The organism is Micromonospora inositola, assembly GCF_900090285.1.
Lineage (GTDB): Bacteria > Actinomycetota > Actinomycetes > Mycobacteriales > Micromonosporaceae > Micromonospora > Micromonospora inositola.
This window is the reverse complement of the sequence record NZ_LT607754.1, coordinates 357,706-377,698: the sequence shown is the minus strand read 5'-3', so window position 1 is coordinate 377,698 and position 19,993 is coordinate 357,706. Positions and strand designations below refer to the sequence as shown.

Sequence of the window (19,993 nt, the reverse complement as noted above, 5' to 3'; positions counted from 1 at the left end):
AGGGCGTGGGCGTTCGTCGGAGCCGTCTGGCAGGCTTGGGCGGTGACCGTCTACACCCCGCGACGCGCGGCCCGGGTGCTGCTCGTCGACGCGGCCGACCGGGTGCTGCTCTTCGCCGGCACCGATCCGGCCCGGCCCGGGCACAGCTACTGGTTCACCCCCGGCGGCGGGCTCGACCCGGGGGAGAGCCCGGTCGACGGCGCGGCCCGCGAGCTGGCCGAGGAGACCGGGCTGCGGCTCATCCCGGCCGAGCTGGGCCCGCCGGTGTGGGCCGAGACGGTCGAGTTCCCGTTCGACGGCGTCTGGTACCGGCAGGAGCAGGAGTTCTTCCTGGTCCGCGTCCCGGCCTGGGAGGTGGACACCGCGGGCTTCGACGAGATCGAGCGCGCCAGCGTCAGCGGCCACCGCTGGTGGTCCCTGGGCGAGCTGGCCGGCACCGCCGAGCGCTACTACCCCGAGGATCTGCCGGCAGTGCTGACCCGGGCGCTCGCCGCCCGAGCCGCCGCCCACGGGGGTACGCCGTGCTGACGCCGCCGCGCACCGTGGTGCGCCGCGAGGGTGGCCTCTACGCGCTGGAGCGCGCCCTGCAACGGCGCGGCTTCCGGCACGTGGCCGGCGCGGACGAGGCCGGGCGGGGCGCCTGCGCCGGGCCGCTCGTGGCCGCCGCCGCGGTGCTGCCCGAGGGGCGGCGCGGCGAGATCGACGGGCTGGCCGACTCCAAGCTGCTTACCCCGGCCACCCGGGAGCGGATCCACGACGAGGTGGTCGCCCGCGCCCTCGCGTACGCGGTGGTGGTGATCCCCGCCGAGGAGGTCGACGCGCGCGGGCTGCACGTGTGCAACGTGGCCGCGATGCGGCGCGCCCTCGCGTCGCTGACCACCCGCCCCGAGTACGTGCTGACCGACGGCTTCGGCGTCGACGGGCTGGACGTGCCGGGGCTGGCGGTCTGGAAGGGCGACCGGGTGGCCGCCTGTGTGGCGGCGGCGAGCGTGCTGGCCAAGGTCACCCGGGACCGGATCATGGTGGAGCTGGACGACCGGTACCCGGGGTACGGCTTCGCCGAGCACAAGGGCTACATCACGCCCGAGCACACGGCGGCCCTGCGGGAGCGCGGGCCGTGCCGGGAGCACCGCTTCTCCTACGTCAACGTGGCCACGATCTCCGGCCGGGACGGGCGCCCGCCCCGGTCCCGTCGTCCGGTGGTGGACGGCCCGGACGAGCCGATGGAGCGCTCCGGCGCGTCAGGGGGTACCGTCGGCGTGGCGTTGGGCGAGCAGCCTCGACCTCCGGCGCCGGTGGGGGAAGATGTGGTCATGGAAGGCGGAGTGCGATGAGCGCGGAAGATCTCGAGAAGTACGAGACCGAGATGGAGCTGCAGCTCTACCGGGAGTACCGCGACATTGTCCGCCAGTTCTCCTACGTGGTGGAGACCGAGCGCCGTTTCTACCTGGCCAACCAGGTCGACCTGCACGTGCGCAACTCGGACGGCGAGGTCTACTTCGAGGTCGAGATGCACGACGCCTGGGTGTGGGACATGTACCGCCCTGCCCGTTTCGTCAAGAACGTCCGAGTCATGACGTTCAAGGACGTCAATGTCGAAGAGCTCGAAAAGCCGGACATCTCCCTTCCCGCAGACTCCGGATTCGGCGGCTGAGGGTTTCCGGCTCTCACCCCGCCAGGACCACCACCTCGACCCGCTGCACCAGGTTGTTGGCGAAGCCGCCCCGGTTCCACGGCTGCTCGACCGGCTGACGGCGTCCGGCGGCGTCCGTGGCCCGAGCGCCCAGCACGTACCGCCCCGGCTCCGGAGCCCAGTCGAACTGCCACCGCCGCCACGCCCACTCCCCGCCGCTCGGCTCGTCCAGCCGGGTCGGTACCCAGCTCGCGCCACCGTCGGTGGTCACCTCCACCGCGCTGACCGGCGCGTGTCCCGACCAGGCCCGACCGTCCACCGTGCACGGCCCCGGACGCAGCACCCGGGTACGTGACATGAAGTCCGGGAAGCCCGGCGGGCGGACCAGGGCGCGAGGCTCGATCCGGGTCACCGGCACGCCGGGGTCGTCGGCGTCGCTCCGCAGCCGGTACGCCACCGCGTTCTGGTAGCCGTCGAAGGGCTCGGTCAGCACCCGGATGCCGCGCAGCCACTTCACGTGCGCCATGCCGTACCAGCCGGGCACGATCAGCCGCAGCGGCGACCCGTGCTGCGGCAGCAGGGGAGCGCCGTTCATCTCGTACGCCAGCAGCACCTCCTCGCGCAGCGCGTCCGCGACCGGCAGTGCCCGCTGGTAGTCCTGCTCGACGCCCCGCTCGACGCCGTGGTCCGCGCCGGTGAAGACCACGTCCACGGCGTCCGGGGAGAGCCCGGCCTCGCGCAGCAGCGGCGCCAGCGGCGTGCCGGTCCACTCGGCGTTGCCGACCGCCTCCACCAGCCACGGCTGGCTGACCGGCCGCGGGTGCAGCAGCGCCCGACCGTTGCCGGCGCACTCCAGGGTCACCCGGTGGGTGACCCGGGGACGGTCCCGCAGGCCGGCCAGGTCGAGCCTCAGCGGCCGGTCCACCGCGCCGTCGACGGTCAGCGTGTGCGCCACCGGGTCGACGTCCGGGATGTCGTAGTGGATGAGCAGGTAGTGCAGCCCGGCCGGGGTGACGTCGTAGCGCAGCGCCTCGAGGGGGATGCCGTGGTTGCGCGCGGCGAGCTGCAACTCCTCCGCGCTGATCGCCTCGTCCGGACCGGCGATCCGGGACGGCCGGCTGACGTCGTCCACAGTGGTCATCTCGGCTCCCCGACGGTCGGCGGGCGGACGCCCGGTCACGGGTGGGTGAGGCGGTCGTAGCCGACGAACTCGAACATCCGCACGCCGGCCGGCAGCGGCCGGGGTCGGTCGGTGAAGCGGTGCACGCCCACCCCCACCCCGTCGGCCGGGCTGCTCACCGCCACCGGGGTGAAGCCCTCCTCGGCGAACCAGTCGCAGATGGCGGGCACCAGGTCCGGCTCGCGACGGTGCCGGGTCCAGAAGACCGTCCCGCCGGCGGCGCAGAGGGCGGCGCAGTGCCCGACCGTGGCCCGGATGTCGGCGTCGACGATGTTGCCGAAGACGCCGCAGACCAGCACGAGGTGCGCCGGGGCGAGGTCGGCGTAGTGGTCCGTCAGCGCCGCGTCCCCGACCACCACCTGCACCGCCGGCAGGCCGGCCTCCGCCGCGGCCGCCCGGGCCACCTCGGCGTTGCGGGGGTCCAGCTCGACCAGGCGGGCGGTCACGTCGTCCCGCCGGGGATGCGTCGCGAGCACCGGGATCAGGTCCCGCCCCTGGCCGGCGCAGAGGCTGACCACCCGGAGCGGGCCGGGTGGCGCCTGGTCCAGCGCCTCGCGGATGCGCAGCCGCAGCTCGGTCAGGCGTCGGGACAGGGCCGAGTCCGGCTGGTCGTAGTCGTCGTGCCAGGCGTACCAGTCCCGTGTCACCGGCTCAGCATAGGCGGTGCGGGTCGCCGGCCGGTCTGGCCGCATAGCAGATCGACTCCGCCGCCGGGCGTTGTCCACAGCCGGGCCGCCGTCCACAGTCGGCGGTGCGCCCGGTGGCGCGGGCACCGCCGTCGGGGCAGGCTGCCGGCCGTGCGAACCATGCCCGGGCCCGTCACGGTGGCCCTCCTCATGCTTCCGCTGATCCTTCCGGCGGCACCGGATCCGGTGGTCGTCCCGGCCGCCGCGGTCCCGGTGGTCGTCCCGTCGGCGTCCCGTCGGATGGCGGCCCTGACGGATCCCGCCCCGGGAGGGGCGCCCCGGGTCGGGCCACGGTTCCGGTGGCCGCTCGCCGGCACACCCCGGCTGGTGCGCCGGTTCGACCCGCCGCCCCAGCCCTGGCTGCCCGGTCACCGGGGCGTCGACCTGGCCGCCGCCCCGGGCGCCGAGGTCCGCTCGGCCGGCGCGGGCGTGGTGCTCTTCGCCGGTCCGGTGGCCGGGCGCCCGGTGGTCACCGTCGGGCACGGCGACGGGCTGCGGACCACCTACGAACCGGTGAGCGCTGGACTGTCGGTCGGCGCCCGGGTGGCTGCCGGCACGCCGATCGGCACCCTGCTCGCCGGCCACACCGGCTGCCCGGCCGCGGCGTGCCTGCACTGGGGGCTGCGCCGGGGCGACGAATACCTCGACCCCCTGGCCCTGCTCGGCCTGGGACCCGTCCGGTTGCTGCCGCTGGACGGCGAAGGCTCACCGCTGGGCGAGCAGCGCGGGAAGCTGGACCGCCAGCCGCTCGTACTCGTCGGGGGTGTTGTAGACCTGGCCGCACAGCCGCAGCCAGCCCCGGTCGTTCCAGGTCATCACCGCCACCTCGGCGGCGATCCGGTCCGCGACCCGGGTCTGCAGCGCCTTCGCCGCATCCATCGTGGTGGCGACGCCGCGTGGCAGCGGGATGAGCCGCATGGACACCGTCGGTCCGCCGGGCTCCGGCAGGTCGGCCGGCGCCACCCCGAGGGCGTCCCCGAGCACCCGCTGCCCGTACGCGGCGAGCGCGGCGTTGTGCGCGCGTACCCGCTCCAGGCCCAGGCTGCGCAGGGTGAACAGCCCCACCGGCGCGGCCAGCCACGGGGTGTAGTCCAGCGTCGCCTGCCACTCGACCCGGGCGGGGAAGCCGGCCTCCTGCTCCCAGGAGACGACCAGCGGTTCGATCCGCTCCCGCCACGGCTCCGCGACCACCAGCGCGGCGGTCCCGCGCGGCGCGTACGCCCACTTGTGCAGGTTGCCGACCCAGAAGTCGGCGCCGACGGAGGCCACGGTGATCGGCAGCATGCCCGGGGCGTGCGCCGCGTCGACCAGGACGGGCACGCCGTGCTCGCGGGCCACCCCGACCACGGCGGCGGCCGGGAAGAGCCGGGCGGTGGCGGAGGTGAGCTGGTCGATCACCAGCAGCTTGGTCCGTCCGGGGCGCAGCCCGGATCGGACGATCTCGACGACCTCCTCGTCGCCGGCGGTCAGCGGCACGTGCAGGGTCCGGTGCGTCGCCCCGGTGCGGCGGCACTCCCGCTGCACCGAGAAGCCGACCGCGCCGTACCCGTGGTCCGTGGTCAGCACTTCGTCGCCGGGGCGCAGGCCGAGCGACTGGAGCACCACCGCCACCCCAGTGGTCGCGTTGCCCACCAGCGCGGTGCCCGCCGGGTCGGCCCCCAGGAAGCCGGCCAGGTGCCGGCGGGTGTGGGCGATCCGGTCGACCAGGCCCTGGGTGAAGAAGCGCAGCGGGTTCGCCTCCATCTCGTCGCGCAGCCGCTGCTGGGCCCGCTGCACCCCGATCGGGACGGCACCGAACGAGCCGTGGTTGAGGTGGCTGACCGACGGGTCGAGCGAGAAGAGCAGTCGAGCGCCGGGGATCGGCTCGGGCGGCTGCGGGACCGTCATCCGCCGATCGTAGCCCGCCGTCGATCATCAACTCGCCGATCGCCGTCCTCTCGCGGTGACGGCCGGCCTACGACGCGGCCCGCCGGGTCGGTCAGGCCCGCGGGTGCGCCTGCCGGTACGCCGCCCGCAGCCGCTCCACCGAGACGTGCGTGTAGATCTGGGTGCTGGCCAGCGAGGAGTGGCCCAACAGCTCCTGTACCGCGCGCAGGTCCGCGCCGCCCTCCAGCAGGTGGGTGGCGGCCGAGTGCCGCAGCCCGTGCGGGCTGGTCCGGGGCAGGCCCGCTCGCTCGGCGTACCCGGCGACGATCCGACGCGCGGTGGTCGGATTCAGCCGCCCGCCCCGGGCACCCAGGAGCAGCGCGCTTCCGGAGCCCGGACCCGCCAGGGCAGGTCTGCCCCGGCTCAGCCACACGTCCAGCGCGCGCTGCGCCGGCACCCCGTACGGCACGGCGCGCTCCCGGCCGCCCTTGCCCAGTACCCGCACCACCCGGCGGCCGTGGTCGACGTCGGCGACGTCCAGGCCGCACGCCTCGCTGATCCGGATCCCGGTGCCGTAGAGCAGTTCCAGCAGCACCCGGTCCCGCAGCAGCACCGGCTCGTCCTGGCCGGCCGCGGGTAGGTCGGCCGCCTGGGGCGGCGCGGCGGTCCGGTCCGTGGCGTTGGGCGGTGCGGCGGCCCGGCCGGGGGCGGCCATCAGGGCGGCGGCCTGGTCGGCACGGAGCACGGTGGGCAGCTCGCGGTGGGCCTTCGGGCTGGCCAGCGGGGCGGCCACGTCGGCCGGCAGCAGCCCCGACCGGTGCGCCCAGGCGCTGAAGGTGCGCGCCGAGGCGGCGCGGCGGGCCAGCGATGTCCGGGCGGCGCCCATCGTCCGCTGCTTCGCCAACCAGCTGCGCAGCACCGTCAGGTCCAGCTCGGCCAGGTCGACGCAGCCCATCCGGACGGCATGGTCGAGCAGCGAGACCACATCGGTGACGTACGCCCGCACGGTGTGCGCGGAGCGGTTGCGCACCCGGGCGAGATGGTCGGCGAAGTCGTCCACCGACTCCCGCATCGCCGGTGGCAGTCCCTCGTGGGCGGCCCGGGTGCCGCGTCCCTCGCCGCTCACCGCGCACTCTGGGCCGGTGCTGGGGCGCCGGGTCGCGTCGGCAGCGGCTTGTCGGCGCCGGTGGGGGCCGCTGCGGGGCGTGGCCTGCTCCTGCTGTCGGCGGACACCGGCCAAGCCTACGGGCCTGATCCCATAACGGCAGCGCACCAGGCGGTCGTCCCGTCCGCGTCGACCGTCCCGTCGCGCGCCGACGTCCGTCGCCGTCGTTCCGTCTCCTCCCGCGCCGCCGTTGCGCCTTCTCCCGGTGCCGCGCTTCTCCGGAGCGCCGGCGCGGCTCGGCGGGTCGGCGCGCCGTCAGGGGTGGCTGAATGAGCCCTGGACAGGGGAAACTGGTCGTACGAAGAGGACGGTGGAACTGCCGAGCGGACGTGACGACGACCGCGCCGGTGTCACTGCTGATCCCGCCATGCCCGAGCGCGCTCACCCCGGCGCCGGGCCGGTGGCATCACGGTGCCGGACCGGCCCGGGGGCGTCACGGTGTCGGCCGGGCAGGTGGCGCGGAGTGGTGACTCGCTGGGCGGAACGGAGCGGCGTCGATCCGGGAAGGTGACGCCGACGGGAGGAGGGACCGATCGTGGGTGTGGATGCCGTCCTCTACCGGCTGGTCCGGGCCGGACCCGGTCGGGGGCGTCCGTCGTACATCGCGGCCGGGGTGGTCGCCGACCCCGACGACGTACTGCTGGACCTGTTGAAGCGGGTGCGGGGCGGAGGTCGTACACCGCTGCTGGACCGCGTCGATCCGCTCGGCGAGCTGGTGGTCGGCACCGAGGCCGTGCCGCAACTCCTCGCCGAGCTGCGCTGCCTGGCCGAGGTGGCCCACGCGCCCGCGGAGGTGGACCGGGTCCGCCGGCTCGCGCAACTCACCCGGCGCTGCCTGACCAGCCGGGAGGTGGAGATCCGCTTCGAGGGCGACTGAGCCGAGCTCGCGGTCGCTCCGGTCGGCTCGTCCGGCTCCGGCCGGCCGGCTGACTCGCCGGGCGGTGGGGCTGACTCGCCGGGCGGTGGGCTGACTCGCCGGGCGGTGGGCTGACTCGTCCGGGCGGTGGGCGGACTCATTCGGGCTGTGGCGGCGCGCCCGCCGGGCGGGTGCCGGCCGGACGCCGGTCCGGAGGTGGGGCGAGCGCGTACCCGCCGTCGCGGCGGACCACCAGCCCCAACTCCTCCAACAGGGACAGCTTGCGCAACGCGACCCGGACGCCCACCCCGGCGCGGGCGGCCACCGCGTCCGGGCTGCGCAGCCCCCGACGCGGCAGGGATTCCAGCACCAGGGCGGCCTCGTCGTCGAGTTCGTCTGCGGGGCGTCGCGGCCCCCGGGCCGGGGGTGCCAGGTCGGCGCCGATCCGTCCCACCTCCTCCAGTACGTGCGCGACCCCGGTGACGAGTCGGGCCGTGGGCTGCTCCCGGAGCAGTTCGTGGGCGCCGACCGACATCGCCGAGGTGACCGGACCGGGCACCACCATTCCCGGTCGGTCGATGGCGAGCGCCCGGCGCATGGTCTGGGTCGCCCCGCTGCGCGCGGACGCCTCCACCAGCACGCTTCCCCGAGTGGCGGCGGCGATCACCCGGTTGCGGATCAGGAACCGCGGCCGGAGCGGCTCGGCGCCCGGCATCCACTCGCTGACCAGCAGCCCCGTCTCGGCGATCCGGTCGAAGAGGGCGGTGTTGCCCATCGGGTAGGGCCGGTCCACCCCGCAGGCCAGCACCGCCACGGTCACCCCGCCGGCGTTCAACGCGCCCCGGTGCGCGGCGGCGTCGATGCCGAACGCCCCGCCGGAGACCACCGACCACTCCCGGTCCGCCAAGCCGTAGCCGAGTTCGGTGGCCACGTGCACGCCGTACGGCGTCGCAGCCCGGGCGCCGACCACCGCCACCGACCGCGCCATCGCCTCGGCCAGCGGCCAGGCGCCGCGTACCCAGAAGCACAGCGGCGGGGCGGTCTCGGTGTCCACCCGACGGCTGGCGCCGGAGAGGGCGAGCCGGCGCAGGTCCTCGACGCCGGCCGGCCACTCGTCGTCGTCGGGGGTGACGATCCGGGCGCCGAGCCGATCGGTCCGCTCCAGCGCCCGGGCCGCCGCGGCCCGGGAGTCACCGGCGGCGAGCCGGGCGGCCACGGTGGCGTGCAGCTTCTCCTCCGGCGCGCCGCCCTCGCAGAGCAGCGTCAGGGTGGCGGGCGCCCCGAGCCGCTCGACCAGCCGATGCACCGACCAGGTGCCCGGTTCGGTGAGCCAGGTCAACGCCACCCGGGCCAGCCGGTCCTCCGTACGTGTCTCCTGGTCACGGCTCATGCTCCCTCTCCCGTCCGTAGTCCGATCGCTTCCCGTACGTCCTCCCGGTCCGGCCGGTCCCGCCCGTCCAGATCGGCGATCGTCCACGCCAACCGGATGATCCGGTCGAAGCCCCGGGCCGAGAGCGACCCGCTGTCCAGCCGGGCGCGCAGCTCTTCGGTGTCCTGACCCGGCAACCGCCAGGGCGAGCGGCGCAGCAGCGGGCCGGGTATCTCGGCGTTGAGCCGGCGGCCGAGCGGGGCCCAGCGCTCGGCCGCCGCGGCGCGTGCCGCGGCGACCCGCGCGCCGACGGTGGCCGAGGACTCGTTCGCCCCGCCCGTCTCCATCAGTTCGGCCGCCCGCACCGGCAGCACGGTGACCTGCACATCGATCCGGTCCAGCAGGGGACCGGAGAGTCGCCCCAGGTAGCGTCGCCGGGTCAGCGGGCTGCACTCGCACTGCGTGTCGCCAGCCGGTTTCGCGCACGGACAGGGATTGGCGGCCAGCACCAGCTGGACCCGCGCCGGGTACTCGGTGCGGCCCCGGGTCCGGGCCAGCCGGATCCAGCCGTGCTCCAGCGGCTGGCGCAACGCCTCCAGGGCGCCCTTGCTGAACTCCGGCGCCTCGTCGAGGAAGAGCACCCCGCGGTGGGCCAGCGACACCGCGCCCGGGCGGGCCAACCCGGCGCCCCCACCCACCAGCGCCGGCACGGTGGCGGTGTGGTGCGGTGCCTGGAACGGCGGGCGGCGCAGCAGCCGCCCGTCCGACGGCAGCACGCCGGCGATCGAGTGCAGCGCGGTGACCTCCAGCGCGGCGTCGTCGTCCAGCTCGGGCAGGATCGACGGCAGGCGTTCGGCCAGCATGGTCTTGCCGGCGCCGGGCGGCCCGAGCAACGCGAGGTGGTGGCCACCGGCGGCGGTCACCTCCAAGGCCCGCCGGCCCAGCCCCTGGCCGGCGACGTCGGCCAGATCCGGCCCGCCCGGAGGTGGCGTTCGGCCGGCGGCCGGGGGTTCCAGCAGCGGCGTGCCGTCCCGGATGAAGCCGACCAGCCGGTGCAGGGTGTCGACCGCGCGGACGCGGACGCCGGGGATCACCGCCGCCTCGGCCGCGTTGGCGACCGGCACGATGACCCGCCCCAGCCCCGCCTTGACCGCGGCGGCCACCATCGGCAGCACGCCGCGGACGGGTCGGACCGTGCCGTCCAGCCCCAGCTCGCCCAGGACCACCACCCGCTCCAGCGGCAGCAGCGGAAGCTCCCCGGCGCCGCCGAGCAGGGCGGTGGCGATGGCCAGGTCGAACGCCGAGCCGTACTTCGGCAGGTCGGCGGGGAGCAGGTTGAGGGTGATCCGCCGGTTCGGCCACTTCTCGCCGGAGTTCACGATGGCGGCGCGGACCCGGTCCCGGGCCTCGTGCAGGGCGGTGTCGGGCAGGCCGGAGATGACCACCGCCGGCAGCCCCGGCGCCAGATCGGCCTCCACCTCCACCACGTGCCCGGTCACCCCGACCAGGCCCACGCCGAGCACCTTGGCGTAGCTCATGCCGGCACCTCGCTTCGCTCGCCGCCGGCCTGAGCCTCGTACCGCGCTGCCTTGATGACTCGCTCGCTGCGCTCGCTCATGCCGGCACCTCGCTTCGCTCGCCGCCGGCCTGAGCCTCGTACCGCGCTGCCTTGATGACTCGCTCGCTGCGCTCGCTCATGCCGGGACCGCCCATCTCAGAACGCGCCCTTGAGGTGGTCGACCCGGGCCGCGCCCGTCGCGGACAGCCGGACCGAGAGGACGTCGAAGCGCACCTCGTCGGCGGTGGTGCCGGTTTCGGCCAGCCACCGGGCGGCCAGGCCGCGCAGCCGGCGCGCCTTGGCCGGTACAACGGCCTCGGCCGGACTGCCGAAGTCGTCGGTACGGCGGGTCTTCACCTCGCAGAAGGCGAGCACCCCGCCCTCCCAGGCGATGATGTCGATCTCGCCGGCCGGGCAGCGCCAGTTCCGGGCGACCGGCCGCAGTCCCGCCTCGATCAGGTGTCGGACCGCGCACCGCTCCCCGTACGCGCCGACGGCCTGGTTCCGCTTCGTCATGGCGGCAAGGGTGGGCCGGCCCCGGCGGTCCCGCCGTCCCGCTCGGTCTGCCTGTGGACAACCGGAGGGGCTGTGGACGGCCGGACGATCATGCTGGGACTGTGCTAGGAAGCGGCTTCACGGTCACCGAACGCGCATCCGCGATGACCGGACCCGTGCCGTACTGACCCGGGGTGTCGTCGTCAGCCCGCCGGATGGCGCGCGTTGAGCCGGTCGCATACCGTGCCCGTCGTGGACGGACGACGGAGCTTTCCCGAGGACCAGCAGGGGTCGCGCTGGAGCGACCATGGGTACGCCGAACCGGACTGGCGCGGAGCGGGCGACCCGCGCTACCGCGACGACGACTTCCGGACCCCGGAGCAGCGCGCCGGCGCGGACGAGGGCGGCTACGCCGACCCGGTGACCTCCCGGTACGGCGATTCGGGACGCTTCGGTGCGACCGACCCGCTCGGTGACGGACAGCTGGAAACCGATGGTTACCGGTCGTCCCGGTCGCGACGGGGGGATGACCCGGAGGTCTCCGGCGAGCTGCCCGGCGAGCGTGGCGGCCGCTGGGCGGCCCGGGAAGGCGCGGATCAGCTCGCCACCGGCGGCCGGGGAGGCGTCGCCGGGCCGGACCCGCGCGGCGCGGACCGGACGCCGGACGCTCCGCGACCCGCTCCCCTCAGCGGCTACCCGGTCGTCGAGGCGACCCGTCCGACCGAGCCGACCCACGCCGCTGTGCCGCCGTTCGCGCTGGGGGACCGTCCGCCCGGCCCGACCCATGCCGGTCCGACCCCGCTCACCGTCGGGGACCGGCCGGGCGGTCCGGCCGCGTCCCCCGCGCCGGTGGGCGGCCCGGCGTCGCATCCGCTGGAGATGCCGACCGGGCCGATGCCGTCGGTCGCGCCCCGGCTCGACGCCCCGCCGGCCGGCGACGGCGTCTACCGGACCCGCCGGCCGGCGCTGGCGGTGCTGCTGGCGGCGCTGGCGCTCGTCTTCGAGGTCCCGGCCCTGCGGGTCCTCCTGCACGGCCTGGTGGGTGACCCCGTCTCGGCCTCCGACGTGGTGGTGGGGACGTTCCTGGTGGCCGGGCTGCCGATCTTCGCTGCCGGCCTGTACGGGCTGCGCACCGTCGGGCTGGCGCTCGCCGACGGCAGCCGCGGCTGGCTCCGCCCGCCGACGGCCTACCTGACCGTCGGGCTGGTGCTCTTCGTCGCCGCCGCGCTCGGGGCCCGCTGAGCGGTCCCGAGCGGCCGAGCGGACCGGCCGCCCGCCCCCCGGTCGTCGGCTGGGACAGCTGCTCGCGGCGGCGGCCCGTTCTCGGGCCGGCCGCGCCGCCGCGCCGGGCGCCCAGCCGCGGGGCACGGCTGGGCGCGGAGGCGATGCCGGGCCCGACGCCGGGGACCGGTCCCGGTCGTATGCCCGGAAAGGTACGGTGCGGGGCGTTCCCGCACCCCTGGACCGGCGGGCGGAGAAGGGGCGTACACTGGTCGACTGGCGACCGCCTCGCGCGGTCGACCTCGCGCGCCCTCTCCACGGTTCCTCGTGGGGCGACGGCCCCCTGGTCCCGATCCTGTCGGGCCCACCATGGCCGGCGACCAGGCGCCAGGACGCCCGGCCACCGGCCGGGCGTGACAACCAGGGATCTTGAGGAGTACCCACCATGGCCGTCGTGACCATGCGTCAGCTGCTGGAGAGCGGTGTCCACTTCGGGCACCAGACCCGGCGCTGGAACCCGAAGATGAAGCGCTTCATCATGACGGAGCGCAACGGCATCTACATCATCGACCTGCGCCAGACCCTCGACTACATCGAGAAGGCGTACGACTTCGTGCGCAACACGGTGGCTGAGGGCGGCAGCATCCTCTTCGTCGGCACGAAGAAGCAGGCCCAGGAGGCCATCTCCGAGCAGGCGACCCGGGTCGGCCAGCCTTACGTCAACCACCGCTGGCTCGGCGGCATGCTGACCAACTTCCAGACGGTGTACAAGCGCCTGCAGCGGATGAAGGAGCTGGAGGGCCTGGGTGACCTGAGCGGCACCGCCGCCGGCTACACCAAGAAGGAGACGCTGCAGCTCTCCCGCGAGAAGATCAAGCTGACCCGCACCCTGGGTGGTCTGCGGGACATGCAGAAGCTTCCGGCCGCGATCTGGGTGGTCGACACCAAGAAGGAGCACATCGCCGTCGACGAGGCCCGCAAGCTGGGCATCCCGGTGATCGCGGTGCTCGACACCAACTGCGACCCGGACGAGGTCGACTTCCCGATCCCGGGCAACGACGACGCCATCCGGTCGGCGGAGCTGCTGACCAAGGTCGTGGCCGCCGCCGTCGCCGACGGTCTGATCGCCCGTTCCGGCCGTCGCCGGGGCGGCGACGAGAAGCCGGAGCCGGGCCAGGTCGGCAGCGACGAGCCGCTGGCCGAGTGGGAGCGCGAGCTGCTGGAGGAGCCGAAGAAGGCCGGCGAGCAGCAGCCGGCCGAGCAGCCGCAGACCGAGCAGCCGGCGCCCGCCGCCGCGGAGTGATCGCGCCGCCGCGTCCCCACCGTCCGTTTTCGCGGTCGATGGGGACGCGGCGGATACGCCGGGCACATCCGGCCCGGATCCGGGTAACCCGGCAGCCAGACCATCCCACCGCAGTCTCAACACCGAAGAGAGAGTCATGTCCAACTTCACCGCCGCGGACGTCAAGAAGCTCCGCGACCTCACCGGCGCCGGCATGATGGACTCCAAGAAGGCGCTGACCGAGGCCGAGGGCGACTTCGACAAGGCCATCGAGATCCTGCGCGTCAAGGGTGCCAAGGACGTCGGCAAGCGGGCCGGCCGCACCGCCGCGAACGGCCTGGTCGCCCACTCCGGCAAGGCGCTGCTCGAGCTCAACTGCGAGACCGACTTCGTCGCCAAGAACGACGCCTTCATCGCCCTGGCCCAGCAGCTCGTCGAGCACGGCGAGCGCAGCGGCGTCAGCACCGCCGAGGAGCTGCTGGCCAGCTCGATCGACGGCAAGCCGGTCGCCGACCTGATCCAGGAGCAGTCCGCCAAGATCGGCGAGAAGCTGGTGCTGAACCGCTTCGCCAAGCTGGACGGCAACGTCGCGGTCTACCTGCACCGCAAGAGCCAGGACCTGCCGCCGGCCGTCGGCGTGCTGGTGGAGTTCGCCGGCAAGACCGACGAGGCCGGCGACGCCGACGCCCGCGGTGTGGCCATGCAGATCGCCGCGATGCGGCCGAAGTACCTCACCCGCGACGAGGTGCCGGCCGAGGTCGTCGAGTCCGAGCGGCGCATCGCCGAGCAGACCGCCCGCGAGGAGAACAAGCCCGAGGCGGCGCTGCCGAAGATCGTCGAGGGCCGGGTGAACGCCTTCTTCAAGGACTACGTCCTGATCGAGCAGGCGTCGGTGGCCGACAACAAGAAGTCGGTGAAGCAGATGCTGGCCGAGGCCGGCATCGAGGTGACCCGCTTCCTGCGGTTCGAGGTCGGCCAGGCCTGAGCCGCCAGCTCGGGCGTCTGACGCGCCCGTGGGCAAGCAACGTCGACGAGGAGGCCGCCGGTGTACGTGACAGGCACCGCGGCCTCCTCGTCACATAGGGTCGGCAGCGGCAGGTACGCGGTACGCGGCGCACGCGAGGTGCGCGACGGGAAGGGCGGGGCGGATGACGCAGGTTGTGAGTGACCGGAGCCTGGCGGCGGTTGATCCCACCGCCCCACCGCCCGGCCGTTCCCGCCGGGTGGTGCTGAAGCTGTCCGGCGAGGTCTTCGGCGGCGGCGCGATCGGCGTCGACCCGGACGTCGTGCAGGGCATCGCCCGGCAGATCGCCACCGTGGTCCGCCGCGGCGTGCAGGTCTCGGTGGTGGTCGGCGGCGGCAACTTCTTCCGCGGCGCCGAGTTGCAGAAGCGCGGCATGGACCGGGCCCGGGCCGACTACATGGGCATGCTCGGCACGGTGATGAACTGCCTGGCCCTCCAGGACTTCCTGGAGAAGGAGGGCATCGAGACCCGGGTGCAGAGCGCGATCACCATGGCCCAGGTCGCCGAGCCGTACATCCCGCTGCGGGCCATCCGGCACCTGGAGAAGGGCCGCGTGGTGATCTTCGGCGCGGGCGCCGGCATGCCGTACTTCTCCACCGACACGGTCGCCGCCCAGCGGGCGCTGGAGATCCGCGCCGACGTGGTGCTGATGAGCAAGAACGGCGTGGACGCGGTCTACACCGCGGACCCCCGGATCGACCCGACCGCCAGCAAGCTGGACTCGATCACCTTCTCCGAGGTGCTGCGCCGCAACCTGCGGGTGGCCGACGCGGCGGCGTTCAGCCTCTGCATGGAGAACGGCCTGCCGATGCTGGTCTTCGGTGCGCAGGGCGACGACACCATCGTCCGGGCGGTCGGCGGTGAGAAGATCGGCACCCTGATCACCGCCTGAGCGCCCCGCCGGAGCGGCCGGCGGTCCTGCGACACGACATCAGCAGAGCCCACGACGAGCAACAGAAGGAGGCGAGGAGACCGGTGATCGACGACACCCTCCTCGAGGCCGAGGAGAAGATGGAGCGTGCGGTCGAGCACGCCAAGGAGGAGTTCGGCGCCATCCGCACCGGTCGCGCCAACGCCGCCATGTTCTCCAAGGTCATCATCGACTACTACGGCACCCCCACCCCCCTGCCCCAGATGGCGTCCATCGGCGTCCCCGAGTCGCGCATGGTGATCATCAAGCCGTACGACAACTCGCAGATCAACGCCATGGAAAAGGCGATCCGCGACTCCGACCTCGGCGTCAACCCGAACAACGAGGGTAACCAGCTCCGCATCCTGCTCCCGCAGATGACCGAGGAGCGCCGCCGCGAAATGATCAAGGTCGCCCGGCACAAGGGCGAGGAGGCCAAGGTGGCCGTCCGCAACATCCGCCGCAAGGCCAAGGAAGAGCTGGACCGCCTGGTCAAGGACGGCGAGGTCGGCGAGGACGAGGGCCGGCGCGCCGAGAAGGACCTGGACGACCTGACCCAGCGGTACGTCGCCACCGTCGACGAGCTGGTCAAGCACAAGGAAGCGGAGCTGCTCGAGGTCTGAGCCCCCGACCACCCGCCACGGCACCGGTGTGCCGCCGCCCGCCAGGGTGGTGGACCCGGTGCCGTCGTCGTGGTGGGCCAGCGTCCGCCGTGCCGGCTTCCCCGGTGCAGTAGGCTCGGCAGGATTCCCGCCCACCAGGAGGTGAACGGCGGGGATCGGCCGGCCGTCGGGCCGGTCAACCGGAGCAGTCGCGCCTGTAGGGGATGGTCTTGGTCTTGCGTCAAGTGGTGGAACTCGTACCGCGTCCGCTCGGTGCGTGATGTCCCACCCCGACCCCTACGGCGCCGCCGAGCCCCGCGGCTGGGACCGACCGGACCGCCCGCCCGCGCTGCCCTGGCCCGATCCTGACCTCGAACCGGGGCCGTGGCGTCGCCCGGGCGCCAACCCCGAGCTGTACGCCGAGCCGCCCGGCCGGCCCCGGCCCACGGCCGACTCGTATCCCGGTCCGGCCGGCGACCCGTACGTCCGACCGGACGGCGGCGGCCGGCGGCCCGGCCCGTACGACGAGCGTCCCGTCCCCGCCAACGGCCGTCCGGATCGGCGCCACGACGGCCCCGGCCACCCCCGCCGGGACCACCACGACGTCGGCCGTCGGGGCCCGGAGCACGACGATCGGGGCTACCGCGACCACGGTGGCTACCGGGACGACTTCGCCGACGGCCGCCGGCGGAGCGGCGGCTTCGTCGACCCCGGCCACCGGGACGCCGGCTACGACGACCCCCGCCGTTCGGCGGCCCCCGATCGCGGATACCCGGGAAACGGGCCGCGGGGCGAGCGGCCCGGCGCGCCGGACGACGAGTACCCGACCGCCCAGATCGCCCCGGTGCGGGACGAACCGGACCCGGAGCCCGAGCAGCCGTCCGGCCGCCGCCCGCGCGGGCGGCGGCGGGCCAGCGCGGACCGGCCGCCCACCCAGCAGGCCGCGACCGGCCGGGCCGGCCGCAACCTGCCGGCCGCGATCGCGGTCGGGGTGGGCCTCGGCGCGGCGATCCTGGTGCCGCTCTTCCTCTACCCGCCGGCGTTCCTCGGCGTCGTCGTCGCCGCGGTGGCGGTCGGCACCTGGGAGATGGCCCGCGCGGTGCGCCGCGGCGGCGCCCACCCGCCGCTGGTGCCGCTGGTCGCCGGCGGGGCGATCACCGTCGGGCTGGGCTGGTTCGCCGGCCCCGACGCGCTGAGCCTCGGCCTGCTGGTCACCGTGCTGGGCACGATGATCTGGCGGCTGGGCGACGGCCCGGGCAACTACCAACGCGACCTCACTGCGGCCACCCTGATCGCGGTCTACGTGCCCTTCCTCGGCGGCTTCGCGGCGATGCTGGCCGCCGCCCCGGGGGACGGGCGACTGCGGGTGCTGGCCACGCTGGTCGCCGTGGTCCTCTCCGACACCGGCGGGTACGCGGCCGGCGTCTCGTTCGGCAAGCACCCGATGGCGCCCTCGATCAGCCCGAAGAAGTCCTGGGAGGGTTTCGCCGGATCGGTCACCGCGGCGGCGGCCGGCAGCGCCCTGCTGATCTGGCTGCTCTTCGACGTGGCCCCCTGGTGGGGCGCGCTGTTCGGGGTGGCGATCTCCTGCGCGGCGGTCCTCGGTGACCTCGCCGAGTCGATGATCAAGCGGGATCTCGGCGTCAAGGACATGAGCAACCTGCTCCCCGGCCACGGCGGCCTGATGGACCGGCTCGACTCGATCCTCTTCGCGGTGCCGACGGCGTACCTGCTGCTGGCGGTCTTCGTGCCGGTGGTGGGCTGAGGCATGAATCACGTCGGTGGGAGCGGCTCCTCCATGCGGTCGGGGCCGATTCGGCACGGACGGACGGCTGCGTCCCGCTCCCGGCGTGTCAGACTGGACGCGCCATGACGAGCCTGCCACTGATCTCCGTAGACCCCGACGCCCGCGGCCGCCGACCCGCGATGCCGCCCCGTCACCTCGCCGACCTGGACCTGCCGGGTCGGCAGGCGCTCGTCACCGAGCTGGGCGAGCCCACGTTCCGCGCCAAGCAGGTCTCCAACCACTACTTCGGCCGGTTGGTCCGTGACCCCGCCCAGATGACCGACCTGCCGGCGGCCACCCGGGAGCGGCTCGCCGAGTCGCTGCTGCCCACCCTGCTCACCCCGGTACGCGAGCTGGCCTGCGACGACGGGGCCACCCGCAAGGCGCTCTGGCGGCTGCACGACGGCTCGCTGGTGGAGAGCGTGCTGATGGGCTACCCGGATCGGGTCACCGTCTGCATCTCCAGCCAGGCCGGCTGCGGCATGGCCTGCCCGTTCTGCGCCACCGGTCAGGCCGGGCTGACCCGCAACCTCTCCACCGCCGAGATCGTCGACCAGGCGGTCTACCTGGCCGGGGTGGCCGCCTCCGGCGCGGTCGTCGGATCGCCGCCGCGGCTGTCGCACGTCGTCTTCATGGGCATGGGCGAGCCGCTGGCCAACTACTCGCGGGTCGTCGGGGCGATCCGCCGGCTGGTCGCCCCCGCGCCCGAAGGGCTCGGCCTGTCCCAGCGGCACATCACCGTTTCCACGGTGGGGCTGGTCCCGGCCATCCGCCGACTGGCCAGCGAAGACCTCTCAGTGACCCTTGCGTTGTCGCTGCACGCCCCCGATGATGAGCTGCGCGATGAACTCGTCCCGGTCAACCAGCGCTGGAAGGTGTCCGAGGTGCTGGACGCGGCGTGGGGATACGCGGCCACGACGGGACGTCGCGTGTCGATCGAGTACGCGATGATCAAGGACGTGAACGACCAGCCGTGGAGAGCCGATCTGCTCGGGCGGCTGCTGGCCGGCAAGTTGGCCCACGTGAACCTCATCCCGCTCAACCCGACTCCGGGCAGCCGCTGGGACGCCAGCCCGAAGCCGGTCGAGCGGGAGTTCGTCCGGCGGTTGCGCGACGCCGGGGTGTCGACCACGGTGCGGGACACCCGGGGACGCGAAATCGACGGCGCGTGTGGGCAGCTCGCCGCCGCCGAGGACAGGGACACCGACGCGCCGCGCGAAGCAACGGCGTGACCGGGCGTAGCGAACGAGACCAGGAGACATAGTGGCGAGTCAGGGTCAGCGTTTCCGGCGTAAGGCGCTCCGCCGGGGATACAAGGTCGACGAGGTGGACGCCTTCCTGGACCGGGTCGAGGCGACCCTCGCCGGCCAACCGGTCGGCGCGCCCGTGGCCTCCCAGGAGGTCCACGACGTCGTCTTCCGGGTCCGCTTCAACGGCTACGACGAGTGGCAGGTGGACCTGCACCTGGACCGGGTCGAGCGGCAGCTGGCCGAGCTGGAGGAGCGCGGGGGCGTCCCCGGCGGGCGGGGCGGCGATCCCCGGATGGCCGACCGGCTCGGCCCGCCGATGCGCGACGACCGCGGCCTGTCGCCGGTGCCGCAGCCGCCGATGCCGCCCCGGGCGATGCCCACGCAGGCCGGCCCGCCCGCCGACCGCTACAGCCGGTACGACGAGCCGACCGGCGCCTACGCCGGCGGGTACGACCCCCGCGGCGGGTACGACGCGCCGCGCGGCCCGGGCGGCCCCGGTCCGATGGGTCCGGGCGCCCCGATGGGGCACGGTGGCCCGCCGCCGCGCGGCCTGCCCCCGGGCCCCGGCGGGTACGGCCAGGACGAGCAGCACTTCGACGGCTTCGAGGCCGGCCGGCACGGCCGTGCCGACATGACCGCCGAGATCCGGATGTCCGAGCGGGAGCTGCGTGACATGCGCGGTCGCGGCCCGGCCGGCCCGCCGGCCCTGCCGCAGCAGGGCATGGGCGGCGGCCCGGCGATGTCCGGTCCGCCGATGGGCGGCCCGCCCGTCGGTGGCCCGCCGATGGCCGGCCCGCCGATGGTCGGCCCCCCGATGGCCGGCCCGCCCGGCAGCGACCTCTACCGGGTGGACCAGATCCGGCGCAGCTTCCAGGTGCGCCGCTTCGGCAGCGGGTACGACCCGGACCAGGTGGACCGCTTCTTCGAGAGCCTGCTGGGCGGCATGCAGGGCCGCAACCCGATGCCGGTGAACCCGAAGGACCTGGACACTCTGCGCTTCGGTCTGGTGCCCGGCGGCTACTTCGAGGCCGAGGTCGACGCCGCCCTCAAGGACGTGCAGGACATCCTGTTCGGCCGCTGAGCCCGTACGACGACGAAGGCCCGCCCCCG

The 19,993-nt window shown here is 74.6% G+C and carries 19 protein-coding genes and 1 pseudogene; 13 read left to right on the top strand and 7 right to left on the bottom strand.

Features of this window, described 5'->3' with window-relative positions; genetic code table 11:
- Positions 1–42 precede the first annotated feature (42 nt).
- Genes GA0070613_RS01720 through GA0070613_RS01710 form a run of 3 tightly spaced genes read left to right on the top strand, consistent with a single transcriptional unit; the run spans position 43 to position 1,654 of the window.
- Complete coding sequence (locus GA0070613_RS01720) at positions 43–528, top strand: NUDIX hydrolase (RefSeq protein WP_089010663.1); 486 nt, start codon at positions 43–45, stop codon at positions 526–528.
- On the top strand, positions 522–1,334 hold the full coding sequence (locus GA0070613_RS01715; RefSeq protein WP_089010662.1) for a ribonuclease HII: 813 nt from the start codon (positions 522–524) through the stop codon (positions 1,332–1,334). The genes GA0070613_RS01720 and GA0070613_RS01715 overlap by 7 nt, the downstream gene beginning before the upstream one ends.
- Entirely contained in the window at positions 1,331–1,654 is a 324-nt protein-coding gene (locus GA0070613_RS01710; protein ID WP_007075222.1) for a DUF2469 domain-containing protein, read from the top strand. The genes GA0070613_RS01715 and GA0070613_RS01710 overlap by 4 nt, the downstream gene beginning before the upstream one ends.
- Positions 1,655–1,667: 13 nt before the next feature.
- On the opposite strand, the gene GA0070613_RS01705 is transcribed toward GA0070613_RS01710, so the two are convergent.
- Both GA0070613_RS01705 and GA0070613_RS01700 read right to left on the bottom strand, forming a co-directional pair.
- Positions 1,668–2,774 carry a sulfite oxidase gene (locus GA0070613_RS01705; protein ID WP_089015683.1) on the bottom strand — a complete coding sequence of 369 codons (1,107 nt, stop codon included), beginning with the start codon at positions 2,772–2,774 and terminating at the stop codon, positions 1,668–1,670.
- Positions 2,775–2,809: 35 nt separating this feature from the next.
- Positions 2,810–3,460 (bottom strand): class I SAM-dependent methyltransferase family protein, encoded by a 651-nt coding sequence (locus tag GA0070613_RS01700; protein WP_089015682.1) that lies wholly within the window; start codon positions 3,458–3,460, stop codon positions 2,810–2,812.
- Positions 3,461–3,619: 159 nt separating this feature from the next.
- Here GA0070613_RS01700 and GA0070613_RS01695 point away from each other — a divergent pair.
- Positions 3,620–4,198 (top strand): annotated as a pseudogene (locus GA0070613_RS01695) (murein hydrolase activator EnvC family protein); the annotation flags it as partial.
- A gap of 6 nt (positions 4,199–4,204) precedes the next feature.
- On the opposite strand, the gene GA0070613_RS01690 reads toward GA0070613_RS01695, so the two are convergent.
- Together GA0070613_RS01690 and GA0070613_RS01685 are read right to left on the bottom strand one after the other, a co-directional pair.
- Positions 4,205–5,386, bottom strand: coding sequence for an aminotransferase class V-fold PLP-dependent enzyme (locus GA0070613_RS01690; RefSeq protein WP_089010661.1), 1,182 nt, complete (start codon positions 5,384–5,386; stop codon positions 4,205–4,207).
- Between the two features lie 91 nt (positions 5,387–5,477).
- Positions 5,478–6,437, bottom strand: a complete 960-nt coding sequence (locus tag GA0070613_RS01685; protein WP_089015681.1) for a tyrosine recombinase XerC — start codon at positions 6,435–6,437, stop codon at positions 5,478–5,480.
- Positions 6,438–7,065: 628 nt separating this feature from the next.
- Between GA0070613_RS01685 and GA0070613_RS01680 the strand changes: the two genes are divergently transcribed.
- The gene (locus GA0070613_RS01680; RefSeq protein WP_089010660.1) at positions 7,066–7,407 is read left to right on the top strand and encodes a hypothetical protein; all 342 of its coding nucleotides are present in this window, start codon (positions 7,066–7,068) and stop codon (positions 7,405–7,407) included.
- Positions 7,408–7,543: 136 nt separating this feature from the next.
- On the opposite strand, the gene GA0070613_RS01675 is transcribed toward GA0070613_RS01680, so the two are convergent.
- The 3 genes from GA0070613_RS01675 to GA0070613_RS01665 form a co-directional block, all read right to left on the bottom strand.
- Positions 7,544–8,776: a DNA-processing protein DprA gene (locus GA0070613_RS01675; protein ID WP_089010659.1), complete on the bottom strand. Its 1,233-nt coding sequence runs from the start codon at positions 8,774–8,776 to the stop codon at positions 7,544–7,546.
- Positions 8,773–10,293, bottom strand: coding sequence for a YifB family Mg chelatase-like AAA ATPase (locus tag GA0070613_RS01670; protein WP_089010658.1), 1,521 nt, complete (start codon positions 10,291–10,293; stop codon positions 8,773–8,775). The genes GA0070613_RS01675 and GA0070613_RS01670 overlap by 4 nt, the downstream gene beginning before the upstream one ends.
- Positions 10,294–10,469: 176 nt before the next feature.
- Positions 10,470–10,829, bottom strand: coding sequence for a YraN family protein (locus GA0070613_RS01665; protein ID WP_089010657.1), 360 nt, complete (start codon positions 10,827–10,829; stop codon positions 10,470–10,472).
- Positions 10,830–11,051: 222 nt separating this feature from the next.
- Between GA0070613_RS01665 and GA0070613_RS01660 the strand changes: the two genes are divergently transcribed.
- The 8 genes from GA0070613_RS01660 (at position 11,052) to GA0070613_RS01625 (ending at position 19,964) form a co-directional block, all read left to right on the top strand.
- The gene (locus GA0070613_RS01660) at positions 11,052–12,050 is read left to right on the top strand and encodes a hypothetical protein (protein WP_089010656.1); all 999 of its coding nucleotides are present in this window, start codon (positions 11,052–11,054) and stop codon (positions 12,048–12,050) included.
- A gap of 424 nt (positions 12,051–12,474) precedes the next feature.
- Complete coding sequence (gene rpsB, locus GA0070613_RS01655) at positions 12,475–13,332, top strand: 30S ribosomal protein S2 (RefSeq protein WP_089010655.1); 858 nt, start codon at positions 12,475–12,477, stop codon at positions 13,330–13,332.
- 136 nt (positions 13,333–13,468) lie between these two features.
- On the top strand, positions 13,469–14,296 hold the full coding sequence (tsf, locus tag GA0070613_RS01650) for a translation elongation factor Ts (protein WP_089010654.1): 828 nt from the start codon (positions 13,469–13,471) through the stop codon (positions 14,294–14,296).
- A 163-nt stretch (positions 14,297–14,459) separates the two neighbouring features.
- A complete protein-coding gene (pyrH, locus tag GA0070613_RS01645) occupies positions 14,460–15,227 on the top strand; it encodes a UMP kinase (RefSeq protein ID WP_089010653.1) in 768 nt (255 codons plus the stop codon).
- 83 nt (positions 15,228–15,310) lie between these two features.
- A complete protein-coding gene (gene frr, locus GA0070613_RS01640; RefSeq protein WP_089010652.1) occupies positions 15,311–15,868 on the top strand; it encodes a ribosome recycling factor in 558 nt (185 codons plus the stop codon).
- A gap of 259 nt (positions 15,869–16,127) precedes the next feature.
- On the top strand, positions 16,128–17,612 hold the full coding sequence (locus GA0070613_RS01635) for a phosphatidate cytidylyltransferase (RefSeq protein ID WP_089010651.1): 1,485 nt from the start codon (positions 16,128–16,130) through the stop codon (positions 17,610–17,612).
- A 104-nt stretch (positions 17,613–17,716) separates the two neighbouring features.
- A complete protein-coding gene (rlmN, locus tag GA0070613_RS01630) occupies positions 17,717–18,865 on the top strand; it encodes a 23S rRNA (adenine(2503)-C(2))-methyltransferase RlmN (RefSeq protein WP_089010650.1) in 1,149 nt (382 codons plus the stop codon).
- 31 nt (positions 18,866–18,896) lie between these two features.
- Positions 18,897–19,964 (top strand): DivIVA domain-containing protein, encoded by a 1,068-nt coding sequence (locus GA0070613_RS01625; RefSeq protein WP_089010649.1) that lies wholly within the window; start codon positions 18,897–18,899, stop codon positions 19,962–19,964.
- The last annotated feature ends 29 nt before the right edge of the window (positions 19,965–19,993 follow it).